The sequence below is a fragment of the Arthrobacter sp. NPDC056727 genome (assembly GCF_042790555.1).
Classification (GTDB): Bacteria; Actinomycetota; Actinomycetes; order Actinomycetales; family Micrococcaceae; genus Arthrobacter.
Genome location: NZ_JBHTZA010000027.1, coordinates 15,429 through 34,175, shown reverse-complemented (window position 1 = coordinate 34,175; position 18,747 = coordinate 15,429). Strand labels below are relative to the sequence as shown.

General features: G+C 68.0%; 18 protein-coding genes. 11 read left to right on the top strand and 7 right to left on the bottom strand.

Annotated elements, in window-relative coordinates; translation table 11 throughout:
• Nucleotides 1-11 precede the first annotated feature (11 nt).
• From ACFRAH_RS20710 to ACFRAH_RS20700, 3 genes are read left to right on the top strand one after another with little or no spacing between them, the layout of a single operon-like run.
• Nucleotides 12-1,367, top strand: coding sequence for an FMN-binding glutamate synthase family protein (locus ACFRAH_RS20710; protein WP_377992793.1), 1,356 nt, complete (start codon nucleotides 12-14; stop codon nucleotides 1,365-1,367).
• Nucleotides 1,367-2,629: an allantoate amidohydrolase gene (locus ACFRAH_RS20705; protein WP_377992792.1), complete on the top strand. Its 1,263-nt coding sequence runs from the start codon at nucleotides 1,367-1,369 to the stop codon at nucleotides 2,627-2,629. The genes ACFRAH_RS20710 and ACFRAH_RS20705 overlap by 1 nt, the downstream gene beginning before the upstream one ends.
• Nucleotides 2,629-3,249: a helix-turn-helix domain-containing protein gene (locus ACFRAH_RS20700; RefSeq protein ID WP_377992791.1), complete on the top strand. Its 621-nt coding sequence runs from the start codon at nucleotides 2,629-2,631 to the stop codon at nucleotides 3,247-3,249. The genes ACFRAH_RS20705 and ACFRAH_RS20700 overlap by 1 nt, the downstream gene beginning before the upstream one ends.
• Nucleotides 3,250-3,254: 5 nt before the next feature.
• On the opposite strand, the gene ACFRAH_RS20695 is transcribed toward ACFRAH_RS20700, so the two are convergent.
• Both ACFRAH_RS20695 and ACFRAH_RS20690 read right to left on the bottom strand, forming a co-directional pair.
• Nucleotides 3,255-3,839 (bottom strand): PadR family transcriptional regulator, encoded by a 585-nt coding sequence (locus ACFRAH_RS20695; protein WP_377992790.1) that lies wholly within the window; start codon nucleotides 3,837-3,839, stop codon nucleotides 3,255-3,257.
• Nucleotides 3,840-4,046: 207 nt separating this feature from the next.
• Nucleotides 4,047-4,721, bottom strand: coding sequence for a DNA alkylation repair protein (locus ACFRAH_RS20690; protein ID WP_377992789.1), 675 nt, complete (start codon nucleotides 4,719-4,721; stop codon nucleotides 4,047-4,049).
• Between the two features lie 104 nt (nucleotides 4,722-4,825).
• Between ACFRAH_RS20690 and ACFRAH_RS20685 the strand changes: the two genes are divergently transcribed.
• From ACFRAH_RS20685 to ACFRAH_RS20670, 4 genes are all read left to right on the top strand, one after another.
• Nucleotides 4,826-5,035 (top strand): SDR family oxidoreductase, encoded by a 210-nt coding sequence (locus ACFRAH_RS20685; protein ID WP_377992788.1) that lies wholly within the window; start codon nucleotides 4,826-4,828, stop codon nucleotides 5,033-5,035.
• A gap of 90 nt (nucleotides 5,036-5,125) precedes the next feature.
• On the top strand, nucleotides 5,126-6,223 hold the full coding sequence (locus ACFRAH_RS20680) for an MFS transporter (RefSeq protein WP_377992787.1): 1,098 nt from the start codon (nucleotides 5,126-5,128) through the stop codon (nucleotides 6,221-6,223).
• Nucleotides 6,224-6,329: 106 nt separating this feature from the next.
• Entirely contained in the window at nucleotides 6,330-7,691 is a 1,362-nt protein-coding gene (locus ACFRAH_RS20675) for a hemolysin family protein (RefSeq protein ID WP_377992786.1), read from the top strand.
• Nucleotides 7,684-8,727 (top strand): hemolysin family protein, encoded by a 1,044-nt coding sequence (locus ACFRAH_RS20670; protein WP_377992785.1) that lies wholly within the window; start codon nucleotides 7,684-7,686, stop codon nucleotides 8,725-8,727. The genes ACFRAH_RS20675 and ACFRAH_RS20670 overlap by 8 nt, the downstream gene beginning before the upstream one ends.
• Before the next feature lie 93 nt (nucleotides 8,728-8,820).
• On the opposite strand, the gene ACFRAH_RS20665 is transcribed toward ACFRAH_RS20670, so the two are convergent.
• Nucleotides 8,821-11,106 (bottom strand): fibronectin type III domain-containing protein, encoded by a 2,286-nt coding sequence (locus tag ACFRAH_RS20665; protein WP_377992784.1) that lies wholly within the window; start codon nucleotides 11,104-11,106, stop codon nucleotides 8,821-8,823.
• Nucleotides 11,107-11,454: 348 nt separating this feature from the next.
• Nucleotides 11,455-11,853, bottom strand: coding sequence for a DUF5997 family protein (locus tag ACFRAH_RS20660; RefSeq protein WP_377992783.1), 399 nt, complete (start codon nucleotides 11,851-11,853; stop codon nucleotides 11,455-11,457).
• 31 nt (nucleotides 11,854-11,884) lie between these two features.
• Here ACFRAH_RS20660 and ACFRAH_RS20655 point away from each other — a divergent pair, with 31 nt between their 5' ends.
• Nucleotides 11,885-12,634 carry a LysR family transcriptional regulator substrate-binding protein gene (locus tag ACFRAH_RS20655; protein ID WP_377992782.1) on the top strand — a complete coding sequence of 250 codons (750 nt, stop codon included), beginning with the start codon at nucleotides 11,885-11,887 and terminating at the stop codon, nucleotides 12,632-12,634.
• A gap of 138 nt (nucleotides 12,635-12,772) precedes the next feature.
• On the opposite strand, the gene ACFRAH_RS20650 is transcribed toward ACFRAH_RS20655, so the two are convergent.
• The 3 genes from ACFRAH_RS20650 to ACFRAH_RS20640 form a co-directional block, all read right to left on the bottom strand.
• Nucleotides 12,773-13,495, bottom strand: a complete 723-nt coding sequence (locus tag ACFRAH_RS20650) for an Ig-like domain-containing protein (protein WP_377992781.1) — start codon at nucleotides 13,493-13,495, stop codon at nucleotides 12,773-12,775.
• Between the two features lie 117 nt (nucleotides 13,496-13,612).
• A complete protein-coding gene (locus ACFRAH_RS20645) occupies nucleotides 13,613-14,467 on the bottom strand; it encodes an Ig-like domain-containing protein (protein ID WP_377992780.1) in 855 nt (284 codons plus the stop codon).
• Between the two features lie 371 nt (nucleotides 14,468-14,838).
• Nucleotides 14,839-15,048, bottom strand: coding sequence for a hypothetical protein (locus tag ACFRAH_RS20640; RefSeq protein WP_377992779.1), 210 nt, complete (start codon nucleotides 15,046-15,048; stop codon nucleotides 14,839-14,841).
• A 289-nt stretch (nucleotides 15,049-15,337) separates the two neighbouring features.
• Here ACFRAH_RS20640 and ACFRAH_RS20635 point away from each other — a divergent pair, with 289 nt between their 5' ends.
• From ACFRAH_RS20635 to ACFRAH_RS20625, 3 genes are read left to right on the top strand one after another with little or no spacing between them, the layout of a single operon-like run.
• A complete protein-coding gene (locus ACFRAH_RS20635) occupies nucleotides 15,338-17,065 on the top strand; it encodes a multicopper oxidase family protein (RefSeq protein WP_377992778.1) in 1,728 nt (575 codons plus the stop codon).
• A 1-nt stretch (nucleotide 17,066) separates the two neighbouring features.
• Nucleotides 17,067-17,891 carry a hypothetical protein gene (locus tag ACFRAH_RS20630; protein ID WP_377992777.1) on the top strand — a complete coding sequence of 275 codons (825 nt, stop codon included), beginning with the start codon at nucleotides 17,067-17,069 and terminating at the stop codon, nucleotides 17,889-17,891.
• A gap of 23 nt (nucleotides 17,892-17,914) precedes the next feature.
• Nucleotides 17,915-18,550, top strand: a complete 636-nt coding sequence (locus tag ACFRAH_RS20625; protein ID WP_377992776.1) for a LacI family DNA-binding transcriptional regulator — start codon at nucleotides 17,915-17,917, stop codon at nucleotides 18,548-18,550.
• The last annotated feature ends 197 nt before the right edge of the window (nucleotides 18,551-18,747 follow it).

Genomic DNA, 18,747 nt, shown 5'->3' with positions numbered 1-18,747 from the left:
AGGACAACGCCATGACCATCACCTCGCCGGGCGCACCGGCCCTCCCCGCACGGCAGGTCGAAGAACTGGGCCTGCGCGAGTCCGCCACGTTCGACCGCGCCACCATCGCCGATATCCAGCGGGCCGCCGCTACCGGCGTCTACGACATCCGCGGCTGGGGAGCCAAGCGCAAGGTCCCGCACTTCGATGACCTGCTCTTCCTCGGCGCTTCCATGTCCCGCTACCCGCTGGAGGGCTACCGCGAAAAGTGCGATACCGACGTCGTCCTCGGCGACCGCCACGCGAGCAAACCGCTGCACCTGCAGACTCCGGTGACCATCGCCGGCATGAGCTTCGGCGCGCTGTCCGCCAACGCCAAGGAGGCCCTGGGCCGCGGCGCCAGCGAGGTGGGCACCTCCACCACAACGGGCGACGGCGGGATGACGCCCGAAGAGCGCGGCCAGTCCAAGCATCTGGTCTACCAGTACCTGCCTTCCCGTTACGGCATGAACCCGGACGACCTCCGCAAGGCCGACGCCATCGAAATCGTGCTCGGCCAGGGCGCCAAGCCGGGCGGCGGCGGCATGCTGCTCGGGCAGAAGATTACCGATCGCGTGGCCGGCATGCGGACGCTGCCGGTGGGCATCGACCAGCGCTCCGCCAGCCGCCACCCGGACTGGACCGGCCCGGACGACCTGGAAATCAAGATCGGCGAGCTCCACGAAATCACCGACTGGAGGACGCCCATCTACGTCAAGATCGGTGCGTCCCGCCCCTACTACGACACCGCACTGGCCGTGAAGGCCGGGGCCGACGTCGTCGTCGTCGATGGCATGCAGGGCGGCACCGCCGCCACGCAGCAGGTGTTCATCGAAAACGTCGGGATCCCCACGCTGGCAGCCATCCCGCAGGCCGTCCAGGCGCTGCAGGAAGCCGGCCTGCACCGCAAGGTCCAGCTCATCGTCTCCGGCGGCATCCGCACCGGGGCGGATGTTGCCAAGGCGATGGCCCTGGGTGCCGACGCGGTGGCCATCGGCACGGCGGCGCTAATTGCCCTGGGCGACAACGATCCCCGCTACGCCGCCGAGTACGCGGCCATGGGATCGGCGGCGGGTTTCTACGACGACTTCCAGGACGGGCGGGATCCTGCCGGCATCACCACGCAGGACCCGGAGCTCTCGTCGCGGCTTGACCCGATCGCGGGCGGGCGGCGCCTGGCCAACTACCTGCGGGTCCTGACCATGGAGGCCCAGACCATCGCCCGGGCCTGCGGCAAGTCGCACCTGCGCAACCTTGAGCCGGAGGACCTGGTGGCCCTGACCATCGAGGCGTCGGCCATGGCCCGGGTTCCGCTGGCGGGCACCAGCTGGATCCCTGGAGCGAAGTAATGCCGGCCACCGTAACCGGGCTGCTGCGGGACATTTCCGACGTCGGAACGGACGCCCGCCGTGGCGGCTACTCCAGGCCGGTCTTCTCCTCCGCTGAAACTGACCTCCGGGCATGGTTCACGGAGCAGGCCGAACGGCGCGGGCTGGACGTCCACACCGACGGGAACGGCATCATCTGGGCCTGGTGGGACACGGCAACCGGCACCCGCCGGGACGCCGTCGTCACCGGCAGCCACCTGGACTCGGTGCCCGGCGGCGGCGAGTACGACGGGCCGCTGGGCGTGGCGTCCGCGCTCGTCGCCGTCGACATCCTGAAGGGCCGCGGGTTCCGTCCCCGCCGGCCGCTGGCCATCGCCGTCTTCCCGGAGGAGGAGGGCTCCCGCTTCGGCGTGGCGTGCCTGGGGTCGCGGCTGCTTACGGGCGCCCTGGATCCGAACAAGGCCCGCAACCTCAAGGACGCGGACGGCAACACGTACGCCGACGTGGCCGCAGCGAACGGCCAGGACCCCCGGTTCATCGGTGCCGACCACAGGACCCTCAGCCAGCTGGGCGTCTTTGTGGAGCTGCACGTCGAGCAGGGGAGGGGACTGGCCGAACTCGGCCGGCCGGTGGCCATCGGCTCCTCCATCCTGGGCCACGGCCGGTGGAAGCTGTCGGTGCACGGCCAGGGGAACCACGCCGGGACCACGCTCATGAAGGACCGCAGGGATCCCATGATTGCCGCGGCCAAGATCATGATCGGCATCAGGGATACTGCCGCGAAGTACCGGGACGCGCGGGCGACGGTGGGCAGGCTCCAGCCTGTTCCCGGCGGCACCAACGTCATTGCCTCCCGCGTGGACATGTGGGTCGACGTCCGGCATCCCCGTGACGGGGTCACCGCGGCGCTGGTGGAATCGATCCATCTCAACGCGCAGGTGATGGCGGCGGAGGAAAACTGCACCGTGACGTTCGGCGTCGAATCCCTCAGCCCTACGGTGCACTTTGACGCCGGCCTGCGTGACCGGCTCCAGGCGATGCTCCCGGCGGCGCCGGTCCTGGACACCGGGGCCGGGCACGACGCCGGTGTGCTGGCAGGGCACATCCCAACGGCGATGCTGTTCGTGCGGAACCCGACCGGCATCTCGCACTCGCCCGAGGAACTGGTGGAGGATGCCGACGCGGAGGCAGGTGCCGCGACGCTGGCGGAGGCCCTTGCGGGCCTGCTGGGAGCGGCCCGGGTGCTCGGATCCGGGCTGCAGGCTCCGCCTATGATGGCTTGATGACGGATCAGGCTGGCGAGGCGCGGGACATGGCTGCGGAGAACACCGAAGACGGCGTGGCCGGCAAGCTGGAGCGTATCATCGCCGGCCAGGTCCGCCACTACCGGACGGCGAACGGGCTCTCCGCGTCGGAGCTGGCCTCACGTACCGGCATGTCCAAGGCGATGATCTCCAAGATTGAAACCGCCAGCACGTCCTGTTCCCTTACTACGCTGCAGCGGCTGGCGGACGGGCTGAAGATTCCGGTCACCGCGCTGTTCCGCGGGGCGGACACGGACCGGGACGCCACGTTCACCAAGAACGGCCAGGGCAGCCTGACGGTGCGCAGCGGAACCCAGCACGGGCACGAATACCGGGTGCTGGGGGCCCTGAAAGGGCGGACCGACGCCATCGAGCCGACCCTGGTGACGCTGACCGACGCGTCCGACGTCTTTCCGCTGTTCCAGCACCCCGGCACCGAGTTCATCTACATGCTCGACGGCAGGATGATCTACGGCCACGGTGCCTACGAATACACCATGGAGCCGGGGGATTCACTGCTCCTGGACGGCGAAGGCCCGCACGGTCCGCTGGAGCTGCTGGACCTGCCCATCAGGTTCCTGGCCATCGCGGCCAAGTAGCGTTTTCAGTCCGCGAGGATCTGGTAGAGGGCCCGGCGGGTTTCGTCGATCTTTTCCATTGCGGCTGCCCGCTGTTCGTCGGTGGCTGCGAACCGGAACTGGTGGATGACGCCCATGAGCTTCTCCACGCTCTGGTGGAACGCCGGGCCGGATTCCTCCGCGGTGGTGTTCCAGGCCCGGTCCAGCTCCTCGGCGTGGTCAGCCACATACTCCCGTCCCAGGTCGGTGAGTGCGAACTCGGTGCGGCGGCCGTCGCCCACCGGCGCGATGAGTTCCTCGTCGACGAGCTGCTGGAGCGTCGGGTAGACGGAGCCGGGGCTGGGCCGCCAGGCGCCCGAGGACTTCTCGGCAATGGTCTTGATGATCCCGTAGCCGTTGGACGGAGCCTCCGCCAGGAGCGAGAGGATGGCGGAGCGCACATCGCCCCTGTTGGCCCGGCGTGAACCGCCGGGTCCGAACCCCGGGCCGAATCCGCGGCCGGGGCCAAACCTGCCGTGGCCATGAGGCCCGCGCCGGCTCCTTCCCCGCTCGAAGCGCCCCGCCTCTGGGCCGAAGTCCGTAAATCTGCTGTGGTCGTGAATGCCTTTCATGGGGCATCATCCTTCCGTTGAGTGTGGTCACTCCTCTTCGAAGCGATACTCAACGATATATCGGTACATATCGGCCGTCAATGAGTTTTTGTCCAGTTGTCGCGGCTTCACGTGGTGTTTGCGGCGATTATCTGTACAAAAACTCCATGGGGGATGCCTTCCGGAAAAGTACGACGGCGTCGTCCGGGCGGGACGGGTAACGGCGCCTTAGGCGCCGCCCCGCCTGCTCACCATCTCGTTGATCCAGGCCGGGGCGAAGGGTGACGTGCAGTTCGGCGGGGTGGGGTAATCCTTCAGGACTTCCAGCCGTTCGCCGATATCGAGGGCCCGGGCCCGGTGGTCCGCATGCTCGATGCCGATCTGCGCCAGGGTGTGGTTCATGGCCCACTGCAGGCGGTCCGGGGCATCCTTCATTTCCGCCTCGATAGTGTCCAGCAGTCCCGGCAGGTCAAGCCCCTCGGGCTTCTTTGCGACCCGTTCGGTGGTCAGGGCCCAGCCGGCACTCGCGACCACCTGGTCCGGATCGTCGGTCCAGGCGACCCGCAGTTCTTCGGCGTGCTGACTCTTCTTCACCACATAGTTCACCAGCCAGTCATGCACCTTGGGTGCACGGGCCTGGCGCAGCATCGCGTCCAGTTCCTGCCGCCCGAAGGCCTTCGGCCGGCAGATCAGCACCGCCAGCAGCCGGGCGGCCGTGTCGTCCGTGGCCCACAGGTCAACGGCCAGGCTGTGCTGGGTCTTGAGCCGCCTCGCGACGGCGCGCAGCGCGGACAGGTTTACGCCGTGGTCATCGCCGCGCTTCCGGTTGGCCTCGCGCATTTTGGGATCCTCGAGAGTGCCGAGTTCGGCCATCACCGCGTCAATAGTTGCCTCGGTCACCATTGCTCCTGCCTGCCGCCTGCCGTCGCTCGTATTCTACGGTTGCGGACAGGCCGTCCTAGCGGCCGTTTCCGTATGTGCGTTCATTAAATGAACGCACTGTTTGGATGGGGACTTGGCCGCATGTCCCGCACCCCGTTGGGCGGGTGGGCCGCCCCACCGACGTCCGGGACCTGGCCGTCTTCCTGGCCAGCGACCGGTCAAGCTTCCTGACCGGAGAGGTTGTCGTGCTCGACGGCGGCAGGACGGCAAAGCTTCCGCTTCCGCTTTGGCGGCGCTGCTTTTCCTCGCGCTGGCCGCCAGCGGGGATGGACTAAGGTCAAAGCAACACCACCCAGAAAGGCGGTCCCTGCCGGCCCATGAGTGCGCCCGGATACCTTGCGGCTTCGATACCCCCGAGGATGGCGATGGCCGGTTCGGCCGTTGCGATCCCCATCCTCGCAGTGCAGCAAATGAACAGCGTGGGCATCGGCGGTGCGCTGGTGGCGGTATCCCTTGGCCCCAGCGTCCTCGCCGCACCGCTCGCCGGAGCCGCGCTGGACCGGGCCAGGCGGCCCGCCCTGCTGGTGGCGGTATCCGGAGTGCTCACCGCCATGGCCTTTGCCGTAACCGCATTCCTCGGCCAGCTCCCGCTGCCGCTGGTGTTCGCCTCCCTGGCTGTGGCCGGCGCCGCCTCGCCCTTCTACATGGGTGGACTCTCCAGCTTCGTCGCTGACGTCATCCCTGACGGCCGCCGGGCGTTTGCCTTCGATGCCCTTTCCTACAATGTCTCCGCGGTGGCCGGTCCGGCCTTCGTGGCCATCATGGCCCTGTTCCTCCCGGCCCCGGCTTCGCTCGCGGTGCTGGCAGCCACCGCCGCCGCAGGAGCTGTGAGCGTCAGCCTTATCGCATTGAAATCGCATTCGGGCCCCCGGGATTCACCGTGGCAGACGGTCGTGGCCGGGCTGCGCCGGATCCTCCGCCACCGTCCGCTGGCCGTGGTCACCGCCGCGTCCACCCTGAGCCAGCTGGGCCAGGGCGGCCTGGCGATCGCCGCCGTCGCCCTTTCCATCGAACGGATCGGCTCACCCGGCGACGGCGCACTTGTGGTGACCTCCTTCGCCGTCGGCAGTCTGCTGGGTGCGCTGTACGAAACCGTCCGTCCCACGCGGGCCCGGCCGCACGCGGTCATGATGGCCGGTTTCTTGGCCACCGGCCTGCTGACCGTCGGCGCCGCCGTCGACGTCGGGACGGCCTGGACCGTCGTCGCCATCGGCCTGTCCGGCGTCTTCACGGCGTCCACCGCCGCCGCGATGCTCTTCCTTCGCAACCATCTGAGCCCGCCGCACCTCAGATCCCAGATCTTCACCGTGGGCGCGGGTCTTCGCGCCAGCGCCTCGGCCGGCGGTGCAGCCCTGGCCGCCTCCGCCACGGGATTCGGCGGGGCACTGGGCCTTGCCGTCGTCGGAATTATCTGGGTGGCGTCCGCCGCTCTGATGGCCGCATACCCGAAAGCCGGCCAGTAACACCCGATATAGTGGAGGGTATTATGGACGACCCTCCTTCACATATGCCCTGGCCCCTCACCCACTTGACCGGCATGCCGGTTAGCACGGGAGAGGGGCGCCCCCAATGAATGAATGGATCATGATCGGGATCGGCCTGATCCTGACAGTCGGCACCGGATTCTTCGTCGCATCCGAGTTTGCCCTGGTCAATCTTGACCGCAACGACCTGGAAGCGCGCCAGGCCCGGGGTGAGAAACGCCTTGCCCCCACCATCAAGGCCCTGAAAATCACCTCGACGCACCTGTCCGGTGCGCAGCTGGGCATCACCCTCACTACACTCCTGACCGGCTACACCTTTGAACCGGCCATCAGCAGGCTGCTGAGCGGACCGCTGACGGCGGCCGGGTTCCCGGAAGCCCTCGTGCCCGGGGCGGGTGCCGTCGTCGCGATTTTCGTCGCCACCATCTTCTCGATGGTGATCGGCGAGCTGGTACCCAAGAACTTCGCGCTCGCGCTGCCGCTGGCCACCGCCAAGGTGGTGGTCCCGTTCCAGGCCCTGTTCACCACCGTGTTCAAGCCCGTCATCCTCCTGTTCAACAACACAGCGAACGCCATCATCAGGTCCTTCGGCATCGAGCCCAAGGAGGAACTCTCCGGCGCCCGGAGCGCCGAGGAACTGAGCTCGCTGGTCCGCCGCTCCGCGGTGGAGGGCGTCCTCGACCTGGACCACGCGGCCCTGCTGCACCGGACGCTGCGCTTCTCCGAGCACAGCGCCGGGGACGTTCTGACCCCGCGGGTGAGGATGACCGCGGTGAACACTGATGACACGGCCGAGCAGGTCATCGCGCTGGCCAGCTCCACCGGCTACTCGCGGTTTCCGGTCATCGGCAGGGACCGGGACGACGTGCTCGGCGTGCTCCACGTCAAGCAGGCCTTCGCCGTCGCACTCGGGGAACGCGCCAGCGTCCTGGCCGCCGACCTGATGATCGAACCGCTCAGGGTCCCCGAATCCATGGGCGTCGATTCCCTGCTGGTGCTGCTCCGCAGGCAGGGCCTGCAGGTGGCCATCGTCTCCGACGAGCACGGCGGAACGGCCGGCATCGTCACCCTGGAAGACCTGGTGGAGGAGATCGTCGGTGAGCTGGAGGATGAGCACGACCGCGCCCGGGTGGGCGTGGTCAGGACCGGCAGGTCCATCACCTTCGATGCCTCGCTGCGCCCGGACGAGCTCCTGGACCGCACCGGCATCGCCGTGCCCGACGGCGAGGACTACGACACCGTGGCCGGGTTCGTCGCGGACCGGCTGGACCGGATCCCGGAACTGGGCGACGAGGTGGGCATCGACGGCGGCACGCTCCGCGTGGAGCGGGTGGCCGGCACCCATGTGGGGCGCCTGAAATTCACGCCGGAGGAATCGGCGGAGCCGCCCAAAAGCACGCACGACAGGATCATTGACAGCCTCACACAGGAGCTGACCCATGAGTGAGTACCTTCCGGGCATCATCTGGCTCGCCGTGCTGCTGGTGGTCAACGGCTTCTTCGTCGGCGCCGAATTTGCCGTCATCTCTGCCCGCCGCTCCCAGATCGAACCGATGGCGGAGGCCGGCAGCAAGGCCGCGAAAACCACGCTGTGGGCCATGGAGCACGCCACGCTCATGCTGGCCACCAGCCAGCTGGGAATCACCGTCTGCTCGCTGGTGATCCTGAATGTCTCCGAGCCGGCGATCCACCACCTGCTGGAAATTCCGCTGGGGCTGACGTCCCTGTCCGGGGAGGCGATCGGACTCATTGCCTTCGTTGCCGCCCTGCTGCTGGTGACCTTCCTGCACGTGGTCCTCGGCGAGATGGTCCCCAAGAACATTTCGTTCTCGGTCCCCACCCGCGCGGCGCTCATCCTGGCCCCGCCGCTGGTGATGGTGGCGCGCGTGTTCAAACCGGTCATCTGGACCCTGAACGGTATCGCCAACTCCATCCTCCGCCTGTTCCGGGTGGAGCCCAAGGACGAGGCCACCAGCGCCTACACCCTGGACGAGGTGGCCACCATCGTGGAGCAGTCCACGCGGGAGGGCGTGCTGACCGACAACACCGGCGCCCTCACCGCCGCCTTCGAGTTCACGGAAAAAACCGTGGCCGACGTCGAGGTCCCCATCCGCGAGATGGTGCTGCTCCCGGCGTCGTCGACGCCGGCGGACATCCAGCGCGCGGTCACCGAGCACGGCTACTCCCGGTACATCATGACCGACGACGACGGCGACCCATCCGGTTACCTTCACCTGAAGGACGTCATGGACCTCACCACGGCGGAGAAGTTCAACCGGCCCGTGCCGGAGAAACGCATCCGCCGGCTGGCCTCGACCTTCCGCGGCAGCGAACTGGAGGATGCGCTGGCCACCATGCGGCGCACCGGGACCCACGTGGCCCGGGTCTTCGACGCGCGGGGGAACACCACCGGCGTGCTGTTCCTCGAGGACATCATCGAGGAACTGGTGGGCGAGGTGCAGGACGCCACCAGCAGCACCTGACTACCGGGTCATGGTGAGGCCCGGACACACCGAAGTCCGGTGGCTGACGGCTGATGCCGCCGGCCACCGGACTCGGTGGTTAAGGCTGGTTAGTTACTTATTGGCTACCGCTTTGGGCCCGGCGGTGCCGCCGAGCGTGGATTCAACCCACACGGTGCCCGGGTTTGTGGTGCCGGCGGCTGCGTTGCGGAGCCGCAGGGTGTAAACGCCGCCCGTTGCCGGTGCCACAGCCGCGGTGACGGCTGCCTGGCCCAGGACCCGGCCGGTCGGTCCACCGACGCGGACGGTGACGGTACTGCCGACCACGGAGCTGGTGCCGTCAATCCTGAGGTCGCCTGTCTTCCACTGCGCGACGCCGATGGTCACCCGGTCAGTAACGGGGACTACCTTGACTTCGTCGGTGCGGACCGTCGTGCCGACCGTGACCGTCAGCCGGAACGTGAGCGGGTCGTTGGTCATCGGTGACTGGAAGACCGGAAGGCTGAACGTCGGCTTCAGTGTGGTGGCGCCGGTCAGCGTGACCTTGTTGGGGTCGGTTGGCGAGGCCAGGACCTGCTCCCACTTGTAGGTGGCTCCGGTGGTGGAGCCGGTGCCGTCCAGGGTGACCGTGGTGGCCGTGGTGCGCCGGACAATATTCTGGTCCGGGCCGGCCACTGCGACGACGGCACCCTGCGAGGTGACGGCGGCCGTCTTGGCCGATTCGGGGCTGCTGCCGTTGGCGTTGCTGGCCTTGATGGTGAACTGGTAGGCGGTGTCGCCGGCGAGTCCGTCGTAGACGAGGGACGTTGCGGTGCCGGCGGCCGTCTTCGGGGCCCCGAATGCTGCGCCGTCAGCGGTGTACGCCTGGAGGGTGTAGCCGGTGATCGTCAGGCCGGCGGCGCCCGGGTCCGGGGCGGTCCACGTCAGTGTGGCCGTGCCCTGCCCCACCACGGGTGCGCCTGTGAAGGCGGGAGTCGCAGGAACCGGATCGTTCGTGACCTTGAAGAGGGCTTCGCTGATGGCGGAGACGTTGCCGGACGGATCGAACGCCGCAAACCTCAGCGTGGTGTTGGTGGCGATGTCCATCGGACCGGTGTAGCGCACTGCCGTGGCACCGAGGACGCCGCCGGAGAGGACCGGGTCGGTGCCGTCGGTGGTGTAGTAGATGTCGCTGCCCGTTTCGTTGGCCGTCAGCGTCACGCGCTGTGCCACCGGTGAGGTGCCCCCGTTCGGGGTGGCAGAGACCGTCGGCGCGGTGGTGTCCGTGACCGGGATGGCGTGGGCCGCGGGGTAGGACTCGCCGACGCTGCTGACGCCGACCACATAAACGTCGTATTCCTCGCTGGCGGACAGGCCGGTGATCGTGGTGCCGGTGGCTGCCTGGCCGGAGATGCGCTTGCCGATCTCCAACTGCTCGTTCGCGGTCACCGTCTTGCCGACGGCGACGGCGCGGTAGCCGGTGATCGCGGGGGTTCCGGGGATGGCTTCGGCGGGTGTCCAGTTCAGCTTGAGTCCGCCGGATACCTTGGCGGCCGTGATGCCGGACGGTGCGGGGGGACCGGACTGCAGCGGGCCGTTGGGGCAACCGCCCATGCCGGGGCCGCCGGGCTCGCCGTATTCGGCGATGGTCAGGCCCTGCCGGTTGGCGTCGGCGTCTTCGAACTCCCAGGCCATGGCGCGCTCGCCGAGCCCGGCGTTCGCGGCGATTTCGGCGGTGGCGGCGTCGTCGAAGTTGTAGGTGGCGGTGAAGGTGTCGCCGGTGACTTCCAGGCCGGAGGAGTAGCCGCCCTTGGGGGCCGGCGTGAGCGGGCCGGGGATGGCGCGGATGTCGCGGCGCGCCACCGTGGTGTCCCGGAGTGCCGGCTCAATGATGCGCTGCTCCAGCTGGGCTGGGTTGACGCCTGCCCCGATGTGGCCCTTGACGGTGAGCGTGCTGCCGCTGAGCGTGGAGTCACCGGTCACGTAGGCGTCCTGGACCGTGGTCTGGCCGCCGTCGGTGGCACCGAATTTGATGGAGACGACGTCGCCGGGGAGGATGTCCGGCGTGATGTTCAGGCCGGTTCCCGCGCCCCAGCAGTAGCCGCCGGGATGGTTGATTTCGAACGCGACATCGCCGGCCGCCACCACGCCCTGGGCGGAGCCGATCACCTTGCCGGCGCGGCTGACCTCGACGGTGCCGGTTTCACCGATGTGGTTCTGGTACCCCTCGATGGTGACGAAGTCACGGTTGGGGAAGACCACGATGTTGTCCGGGAAAGTGGGGACCGCCGCGCTGGCGGCCGGAATGGCGAACATGGACGTTGAGCAGATGACCGCGGAGACGGTGGCAAAGACACCGGCCCTGCGGACGCCGGGAAGGCGAGAAGTGTGCGCTCCCGGCTCGCTTTGTGCTGATTTCATGATGACCTCATCGATCCGAGGTGCGCGACCTTCACGCACAATCACAGAATCAAGAAGGCCCCTTGGGGAAACGCTGGGCGTTTTGGCTTGGAAAAACGCGCCGGGGCGCCACTTCGGCAGCGCCCTTTGGGCCCCCCACATGGAGGAGCCCATGAGGGGGACAGCGGCGGTTTACCCACGTCAGTGCAGGCATCCCGGGCGTGGGGCCATTCAGCGGACGTGCACCCCGCGAGGGGGTGGCGACCCCCAAATCCCCCAGCGCGGGGGGATCAGAATTATGGGTTTCCCAAGGGATTGGCAGGAAATCCGGGCCGCGCACGTGCCCCCAGCGGGGCCGGCCAGACGGCCTCAGCCCTGGCGGGCCTTCTTTGCTGCCTTCTTGGCAGCCTCTTCCTTCACCCGCTCGGCCTCGGCGCGGACGGCGGCGTGCGTGGCGCGCTCGGCAACCAGCCACGCAGGGGGAGCCTGCAGCAGCGCGGTGATCTCCGCCGTCGTCAGCGCCTCTTCAACGCCGCCGCGGGCGAGACCGCTGATGGAGATGTTGAGTTTCTGGGCGACCACCGGGCGGGGGTGCGGTCCGGTGCGGCGCAGTTCGGCCAGCCACTCCGGCGGGTTGGACTGCAGCTCGGCGAATTCCATGCGGGTGATGGTTGAATCCTGGAACTCCTGGGGTGTTGCAGGCAGGTAGATGCCAAGCTTCTTGGCAGCGGTGGCCGGCTTCATGGACTGGGAGTTCGCAGACGTCATGCATTAAGGGTATCCGCAGTACTGTGAAGGTGTGTCCGCTGAAGATGAACCCACCCTGGATCCGGCCGCGCCGGACTCCCCGCCGCGCGAGCTCCGCTTCGCCTACGTCGCCGGCGTGACGCCGGGAAAGTGGATCCGGCGCTGGGAGGAACGGATGGCGGATGTTCCCCTGCGTTCGTTCATGTCCGACGGCGGCAACCAGCTTTCGGTGCTGCGTGACGGTTCGGCGGACCTCAGCTTTGTCCGCCTACCGGTGGAGCGCGAAGGCCTCAATGTCATCCCGCTCTACGAGGAACAGCCGGTGGTGGTGGCGCCCAAGGGGCACGAAATCAGCGTGTTCGAGGACGTGGCGCTGGAGGACCTGGCCGAGGAGACTTTCCTCGACGCCGATGAACTGGGCGGGCCGGAAATGGCCCTGCAGGTGGTGGCGTCGGGCGCGGGCCTGCTGATACTTCCAATGTCCGTGGCGCGGCATTTCAACGTCAAGGACACCGTGGCCCGCCGCCTCACGGGGGCGCCGGGAACGCAGATCGCACTCGCCTGGCCCAGCGACGCCACGGACGAGGTGATTGAAGAGTTCGTCGGTATTGTCCGCGGCCGCACGGCACAGAGCTCGCGGCAACCCTCCGCCCGGCAGGAGAAACCGAAGAAGACGCCCAAACCGGACCGCCGCGGCGGCGGTTCAGGCGCCGGCGCCCAGAAGCCGAAAGTCGCCCAGCGCTACGCCCCCAACCCGGACAAGGGGAGGGGCCGCGGCTCACGGAAAAAGGGCAAGCGGTAGCCCGGCCCGAACCCCTCCCGAGGTGACACTGAGCCCAAGGAGGCACAAGGAAGCGCCGCCCGCTGCGTGAGCGGACGGCGCTTCCTGCTTCCGGTTCGGCAGGTTCCGGTATTCAGTTCAGTCGTTCAGTTCTTTCGCTCAGCGGGTGCCGGTGGTGAAACTCCAGGCCGTGCTGGCCAGCGGAGTGCCGGCCACGTCACGTACCGCGGCAGGGCCACCCGTGGCGGCGGTGTACCTGGTGCCTGCCGCAAGGGTGGCCGCCGGGTTGAGGATCCACTGGTTGGTGGTCCCGTTGCGGGTGACCGTTGCCGTCACCGCCGCGCCCGTGGCGGCGTTCTTCAGGGTGAAGGTGGCCGTGCTGACACCGTTGACGGGCTTGCTGAACGTTGCCGTGACGTTGGCCGTCCGCAGCGCACCTGTCGAGTTGATTCCCGGCGCCCGTGAGGTCACGGTGGGTGCGGAGCTGGTGGTGAACCGCCAGGTGTTTGAGGCGAGCGGACGGTTGCCCAGGTCGCGGATGGTGGCCGTGCCGCCGGTCAGGGTTGCCGTGTACGTGGTGCTCGGGGTGAGCGGGGCAGTGGGATCCAGCGTTGCCCGCCTGGCCGCCTGGTCATAGGTCACCGCGGCCGGGACCGTAACCCCGGCGGCGTTCTTCAGCGTGAACGTGCTGCCGGAGACCCCCTGGACGAACTCACTGAAAGTGGCGGTGACGTTCGTGCCGGTTCCGACGCCGGTGGCTGCCGAGGCCGGTGCCCGGCCGGTGACGGCGGGAGCCACCGTGTCTGCAGGGCCGATTTGCACGGTCCTGCCGGCTACGGCGCTGACGTTGCCGGCGGCGTCCGTTGCCCGGACGTTGAACACATAGGTCCCGTTGACCTGGGCGTCCCAGGTTTTGGGTGAGGCGGCAGGTCGGGTCCCAGGAGGTGTTGCTGGGCAGCAGCTGGCATTCGAACCTGGCGCCGGCCTCGCTGCTGAAGGTCAGCGTCGGCGTGTTGTCGAGGGTCGGCGTTGACGGGAACGGGGCGATGACCGAGGCCACGGTGCGGCGCTGTCCACGGTGAACGTCAGCGTCGGGGAGTTCAGGAACTGCGGAACGCCCGCCGGCACAACACCGGTCAGCGGGTCCGGAACGTAGGCCGGGTTAGCAGTCCGGGACTGGATCCTGTGGACACCCTGGCCCAGCGCTGCCAGCTTGGCGGAGTAGCTCCCGCCGGCAACAGTGGCGGCCACCGGGGTTGCCGCACCGTCCACGACCAGCTGCACGGGCGCAGTGCTCCCTGCGGGCAAAGTGCCTGTGAAGGTGGGCGCCGTGACGTTGGTGATGTTGTCCGTGGCGGAGCGTCCGCTGTCACTGGCTGCCGCCAGATCCGGGGTGGAAGGGGCACCGTCGGATCCTTCAGCTATCAGTCCCTGCACCGTAAAGGTGCTGACGGTGAGGGTGTTGATCCCCGGACCGCCCGCGTTGGGGCCGGTGATTACGACGGCGTTCGTGCCGGAGGGTGCGCCGGTCACCGCCCGTGCGGTGTTGATGTCGCCCAAGGTTCCGGGGGCCGCACCCACCTGCCGGAGGAAGGTGGCGGTGCTGCCGGTTTTGTAGTCGCCCAGAAAGGCGGCGCCGACGCCGGCCCAGTCGCAGGGTGCGGTGGGGCTGGGCGCGCAGACGCCGGAGTCAATGGTGGTTTTGATCCTGCCCAGGGATGCGTTCTTGGGATCAGGTGCGGCCGTGATGACGTTCACGCCGTAAGGGTGGGTGATGGTGTATGAAGCATTGGGCACGAGGTTGTCCACCAGGAAGCGAAGCCGCCCGAATCCCATCTGCTGGCCCGGCTCCACGACGCCGTTGGTGTGCGCGCCCTCCAGCGCCGCCTCATAGAGCCGCAGGTTTCCGCTGGAGGCTTCGGCGTTGAACCAGAAGGCCTCCTCGGGGAAGTTGTCAGGATATGACGCCGGCGCTTGCCGGCACCATCGCCAGCGGCGACAGCGCAGCCGTCAGCAGGGCACCGGCGGCAATGGATGCCAGTCCGCCCCTTTGTTTGGAAAACATGATGACTCCCTTGGTCTAAAGATGGCCCCCAGAACCTTCCAGGCCAGGCCGGGTGATGCCCCAACCACGGCAAGCTTCAAATAAAGACCTTGGATAAATGCCCGGCGGGCCTATTCTCGACAGCCCCCACATTCACGCCTTGGGGGGACCCCGCACCCGCTCAGCAGGGTCCCTCAGCCGGGCCGCCGCCGCGGGGCGCGTCCTGGTCCCCGCAGTCGCGCAGGTGCGCCAGCAGCGCCAGTTCCGGGCTGCCGGGGTTCTCACCTAGATGCCGCAGCAGCGCCATCCGGACGGCGGTATCGGTGGCCTCGTCAGCGAGGACATGGCCGATCACGCCCATGATCTGGCGCCGAAGACCGTCGTCCTGCATTGACCGGCTCCTTTCTGCGCGGACCTGCTCCATGTTCCTCGCTGCAGTGTGCCCCCGGCCCGTTGTGAATAGCCGGGAGTCTGCAGGGTTAATGGCACATGCGGCGGCCATACCTAGGGGGCCCCGGGCACTAAGACAGTGGACCCACCTATTCAGGTGGGGCAGCCCTCCATGAGTGATGGTTCCCAAGGTTTTCTGGAGTCGCGCGGCGCACGATGAGTTGTGTCTCAAATATTTGCTCAGCGCCAACGGCGTCGCTGGGGCCATCACAACACGCTGGGAGGACGTCATGGCAGCAACACGGAGGGACGTGTTGAAACTAAGCCTGTTAGGCGGCGCTGTCGCCGTCAGTGCATCAACCGGGGGCCCGGCGCTCGCAGGCGTGCCGGGCCGGAAGGGTGGTGCCGACGACGCCGCGACGCCGATCACCACGCCAAGCAGGCTCGCGCCGGCGAATACACCCGTTCCGTATACGAGGGCCTTCCGGCGGCCGCCCGAACTGCTTCCTTACGCCACGGGCCGGGACCGCGACGGCACGCCGTTCGCCAAATATGCACTGAACCAAAAACTCGGCAAGGCCCAGATCGCACCGGGGCTGAGCACTACCCTGGCCGGGTACAACGGCATTTTCCCGGGCCCCACGGTCCGGGTGCAGCAGGGCACGAGGTCCGAGCTGAGGATCAGCAACCGACTGCCCGCCACAGGCCTGCTCTATCCGAACACCTTCAACACCGTCACGCACCTGCACGGCTCGGCATCGCTGCCCCAGTACGACGGATACGCCAACGACCGCACCGCACCGGGCCGGGTGAAGAACTACCACTATCCAAACTGGCAGGCGGCGCGGACACTCTGGTACCACGATCACAACCACATGCTGACGGCGCAGGGCGTGTACTCGGGGCTCGCCTCGATCTACTCCATCACCAACGCGCGCGAGCGGGCGCAGCTGCCGCAGGGTGAATTCGATGTGCCCATCCTGGTCTCGGACGTGATGCTGAACGCCGACGGGTCCCTCGGCTACAACGACAACGGCCACGCCGGGCTGTGGGGTGACATCATCATGGTCAACGGGGTGCCGTGGCCCACCATGAAGGTCAAGCCGCAGATTTACCGGTTCCGGTTCCTGGTTGGCTCGATCACCCGTTCCTACCGCTTCGCCCTGTCCAACGGCGACCCGTTCCACGTGGTGGGCACCGATGCCGGGATGACCCCCAAGGTGCAGGCTGTGTCCTCCTGGCGCCAGGGCACCGCCGAACGCTACGAGGTCCTGATCGACTTCCGAAAGTACAAGCCGGGCCAGTCTGTGGAGCTGCGGAACCTGAGCAACAAGAACAACGTGAACTTCGCCAACACCGGCAAGGTGATGAAGTTCCAGGTGGTGGCCGACTCCCCGGCGCAGGCCGGGTCCCACACCATCTCGGCCATCCCCGCCACGCTGGACCCCGGCCCGCACCCCACCAAGGCCATGGGCGGGCTGGACACCATGGCACTGACCCCGGACATGGCCGTCGCCAAGAGGATCCTCCGGGTCCAGCGGCAGGGCGGAGAATGGACGATCAACGGTGAAACCTGGGACGACGTGGAGAAATCCAACTTCACCCGCTGCTTCGCCAACCCGCAACGCAACCAGGTGGAGCAGTGGACCATCGTCAACGAGTCAGGGGGCTGGTTCCATCCGGTCCACATCCACCTGATTGACGGCAAGATCATCGGCCGCAACACCAACGGCGGCCAGCCGTTCGCGTGGGAAGGCGGCCCCAAGGACGTCTTCTACGCCGGTGAAAGCGAGTCGGTCACGGTCCTCATGCAGTTCGACACCGGCAAGCACGTCGGTGGCCGGTACATGGTGCACTGCCACAACCTCGTCCACGAGGACCACGACATGATGGTCCAGTTCTCCGTCGGCGACCTGCGGAACAACGACCCCATCAACGCCGACAAACCCGTGCTGGAAACCAGGCCCGAAGGCTACTTCGCGTCAAAGTACAAGACGGCCTACCCGGCGGGGACCTGAGATGAACCGTGTGCTCCTGATCGCACCGGCGGTGCTGCTGGCCTTCTCCCTGGCCGGCTGCACCGGCGGTGTCCAGGCCAACCCCGCGGCAAACCCGGCCCCCAGCCCGCCCCCCAGCAGCGCAGCCAACGCCGCGGACCGGGTCCTCGCCCAGGCGGAGGAAGGCCAGGACCTCGGCAACGGGCGGCCCACGGTCACCTACGACGGCCTCATGGTCCGGCGCAGGGTGGTGATCGCCGTCCACACCGCGCTGGACGCCGACGTCGCCGGCGTCCGCAAACGGCTGGACGCGGCCGCCGCCGCGCGGGGCACGGCCCTGTCCGCCATTTCGCCGGATGTGCTCGAACCCGCTGTGCTGCAGCAGATGGTCCCCGAAGTGATCGTGGCCCTGCCCGCAACTGCCACTCCCGCCGACGGACGCACTATTGTGCGGGCAGTCACCGAGGAGGACACCGGCAAACTGGGAGTGAAGAACTTCTACGTCCTGCCGGTCCTGGTGCACGACCTGCGCTTCAGCGTTGCCACAGCCGACCCCGCCGGAGTTTCGGCGCGCGTGGACAGGGAGGGCATCGTCTCCGACGCACTCGGGAACTACAGCACCGTGGCCGGGGACGGGCAGCTCAGCATCAGCTATACGGGCCCGCTGCTCGGCGACCAAATCGTCGAGAGCGTCCGCGAGGGCATCAGCCGGCAGGCGCACCTTCCGGCCAGCGAGGTGGCCGTGGGGCCCAGGTCCGCGGCCGGAACCGGCGTGGACATGGCCGCCGAACCGCCGTGGGACCCGGAGCAGCTCGAAGGCCAGACAATACACCCGCACACTGAGTGACGATAGGAGAAACAGTGAGGAGCATGTCCAGCCCCACCATCCGGGACGTTGCCGAAAAGGCCGGGGTCTCACTGACGACCGTGTCCTACGTGCTGTCCGGCCGGAGCGGGGGCACCACCCGGATCAGTCCGTCCACGCAGGAGCGGGTCCTGGCCGCCGTCGACGACCTGGGCTACGTGCCCAACCAGGCGGCACGGGGAATGCGCCGCGGCAGGACGGACCTGGTGGCCATCGCCATTGACGACCTCGAATGGCCGCCGGACCGGGCGCTGGCCACGGCCGCTGCCGCGATACTTCCCCGGCACGGCTACCAGCCGGTGATCCTTCTCGGCCAGTCGTGGCGGCAGTTCATGCTGGCTGGCGGCGCCGACGGCGTCATTGTGGGCGTCCTGCCCGCCACTGAGGAGGAGGATTACGCCATCGCCGAACTGGCCAGGCGCGGCATTGCGCAGGTGGTCATCTCCGAATCGCTGCACGCCGAACAGGCCGTGGAGCTGCTCTTGGACCGGATGGCGGGGTACGCGGCCCGGGCTGCGGCAGAGCCGGCCTCCTGGAAGCGCCTCAGCGGACATGCCCTGTTCGGCGGTGGTGCGATCCAGCTGCTGAACGACATCCTGTCCATGGCCGGCGAGTTTTCCCAGCAGGTCCCCATCTTCTAGGAGCGTAACAATCGGATCTGCCCCTGCCCGCGCGACGTTCACAGGCAGGGCGGCGCCGGCCTGTCATTGTCCGTAGCCGGCCGCAACATCGGCAGCCTTCCGGGCCCGTTTCTGTCGCCATGCGTCACCCGGTGTCTCCGGAAGACGCCCGTCATTACGCCCTGTTTACTTCGAAGTCCCTTCGCGTCCCGGCGCCG

Coding starts and splice junctions, on each gene's coding strand:
- ACFRAH_RS20710 (WP_377992793.1), top strand. CDS start 12: ATGACCATCACCTCGCCGGGCGCACCGGCCCTCCCCGCACGGCAGGTC.
- ACFRAH_RS20705 (WP_377992792.1), top strand. CDS start 1,367: ATGCCGGCCACCGTAACCGGGCTGCTGCGGGACATTTCCGACGTCGGA.
- ACFRAH_RS20700 (WP_377992791.1), top strand. CDS start 2,629: ATGACGGATCAGGCTGGCGAGGCGCGGGACATGGCTGCGGAGAACACC.
- ACFRAH_RS20695 (WP_377992790.1), bottom strand. CDS start 3,839: ATGAAAGGCATTCACGACCACAGCAGATTTACGGACTTCGGCCCAGAG.
- ACFRAH_RS20690 (WP_377992789.1), bottom strand. CDS start 4,721: ATGGTGACCGAGGCAACTATTGACGCGGTGATGGCCGAACTCGGCACT.
- ACFRAH_RS20685 (WP_377992788.1), top strand. CDS start 4,826: ATGGGGACTTGGCCGCATGTCCCGCACCCCGTTGGGCGGGTGGGCCGC.
- ACFRAH_RS20680 (WP_377992787.1), top strand. CDS start 5,126: ATGGCCGGTTCGGCCGTTGCGATCCCCATCCTCGCAGTGCAGCAAATG.
- ACFRAH_RS20675 (WP_377992786.1), top strand. CDS start 6,330: ATGAATGAATGGATCATGATCGGGATCGGCCTGATCCTGACAGTCGGC.
- ACFRAH_RS20670 (WP_377992785.1), top strand. CDS start 7,684: ATGAGTGAGTACCTTCCGGGCATCATCTGGCTCGCCGTGCTGCTGGTG.
- ACFRAH_RS20665 (WP_377992784.1), bottom strand. CDS start 11,106: ATGAAATCAGCACAAAGCGAGCCGGGAGCGCACACTTCTCGCCTTCCC.
- ACFRAH_RS20660 (WP_377992783.1), bottom strand. CDS start 11,853: ATGACGTCTGCGAACTCCCAGTCCATGAAGCCGGCCACCGCTGCCAAG.
- ACFRAH_RS20640 (WP_377992779.1), bottom strand. CDS start 15,048: ATGCAGGACGACGGTCTTCGGCGCCAGATCATGGGCGTGATCGGCCAT.
- ACFRAH_RS20635 (WP_377992778.1), top strand. CDS start 15,338: ATGGCAGCAACACGGAGGGACGTGTTGAAACTAAGCCTGTTAGGCGGC.
- ACFRAH_RS20630 (WP_377992777.1), top strand. CDS start 17,067: ATGAACCGTGTGCTCCTGATCGCACCGGCGGTGCTGCTGGCCTTCTCC.
- ACFRAH_RS20625 (WP_377992776.1), top strand. CDS start 17,915: ATGTCCAGCCCCACCATCCGGGACGTTGCCGAAAAGGCCGGGGTCTCA.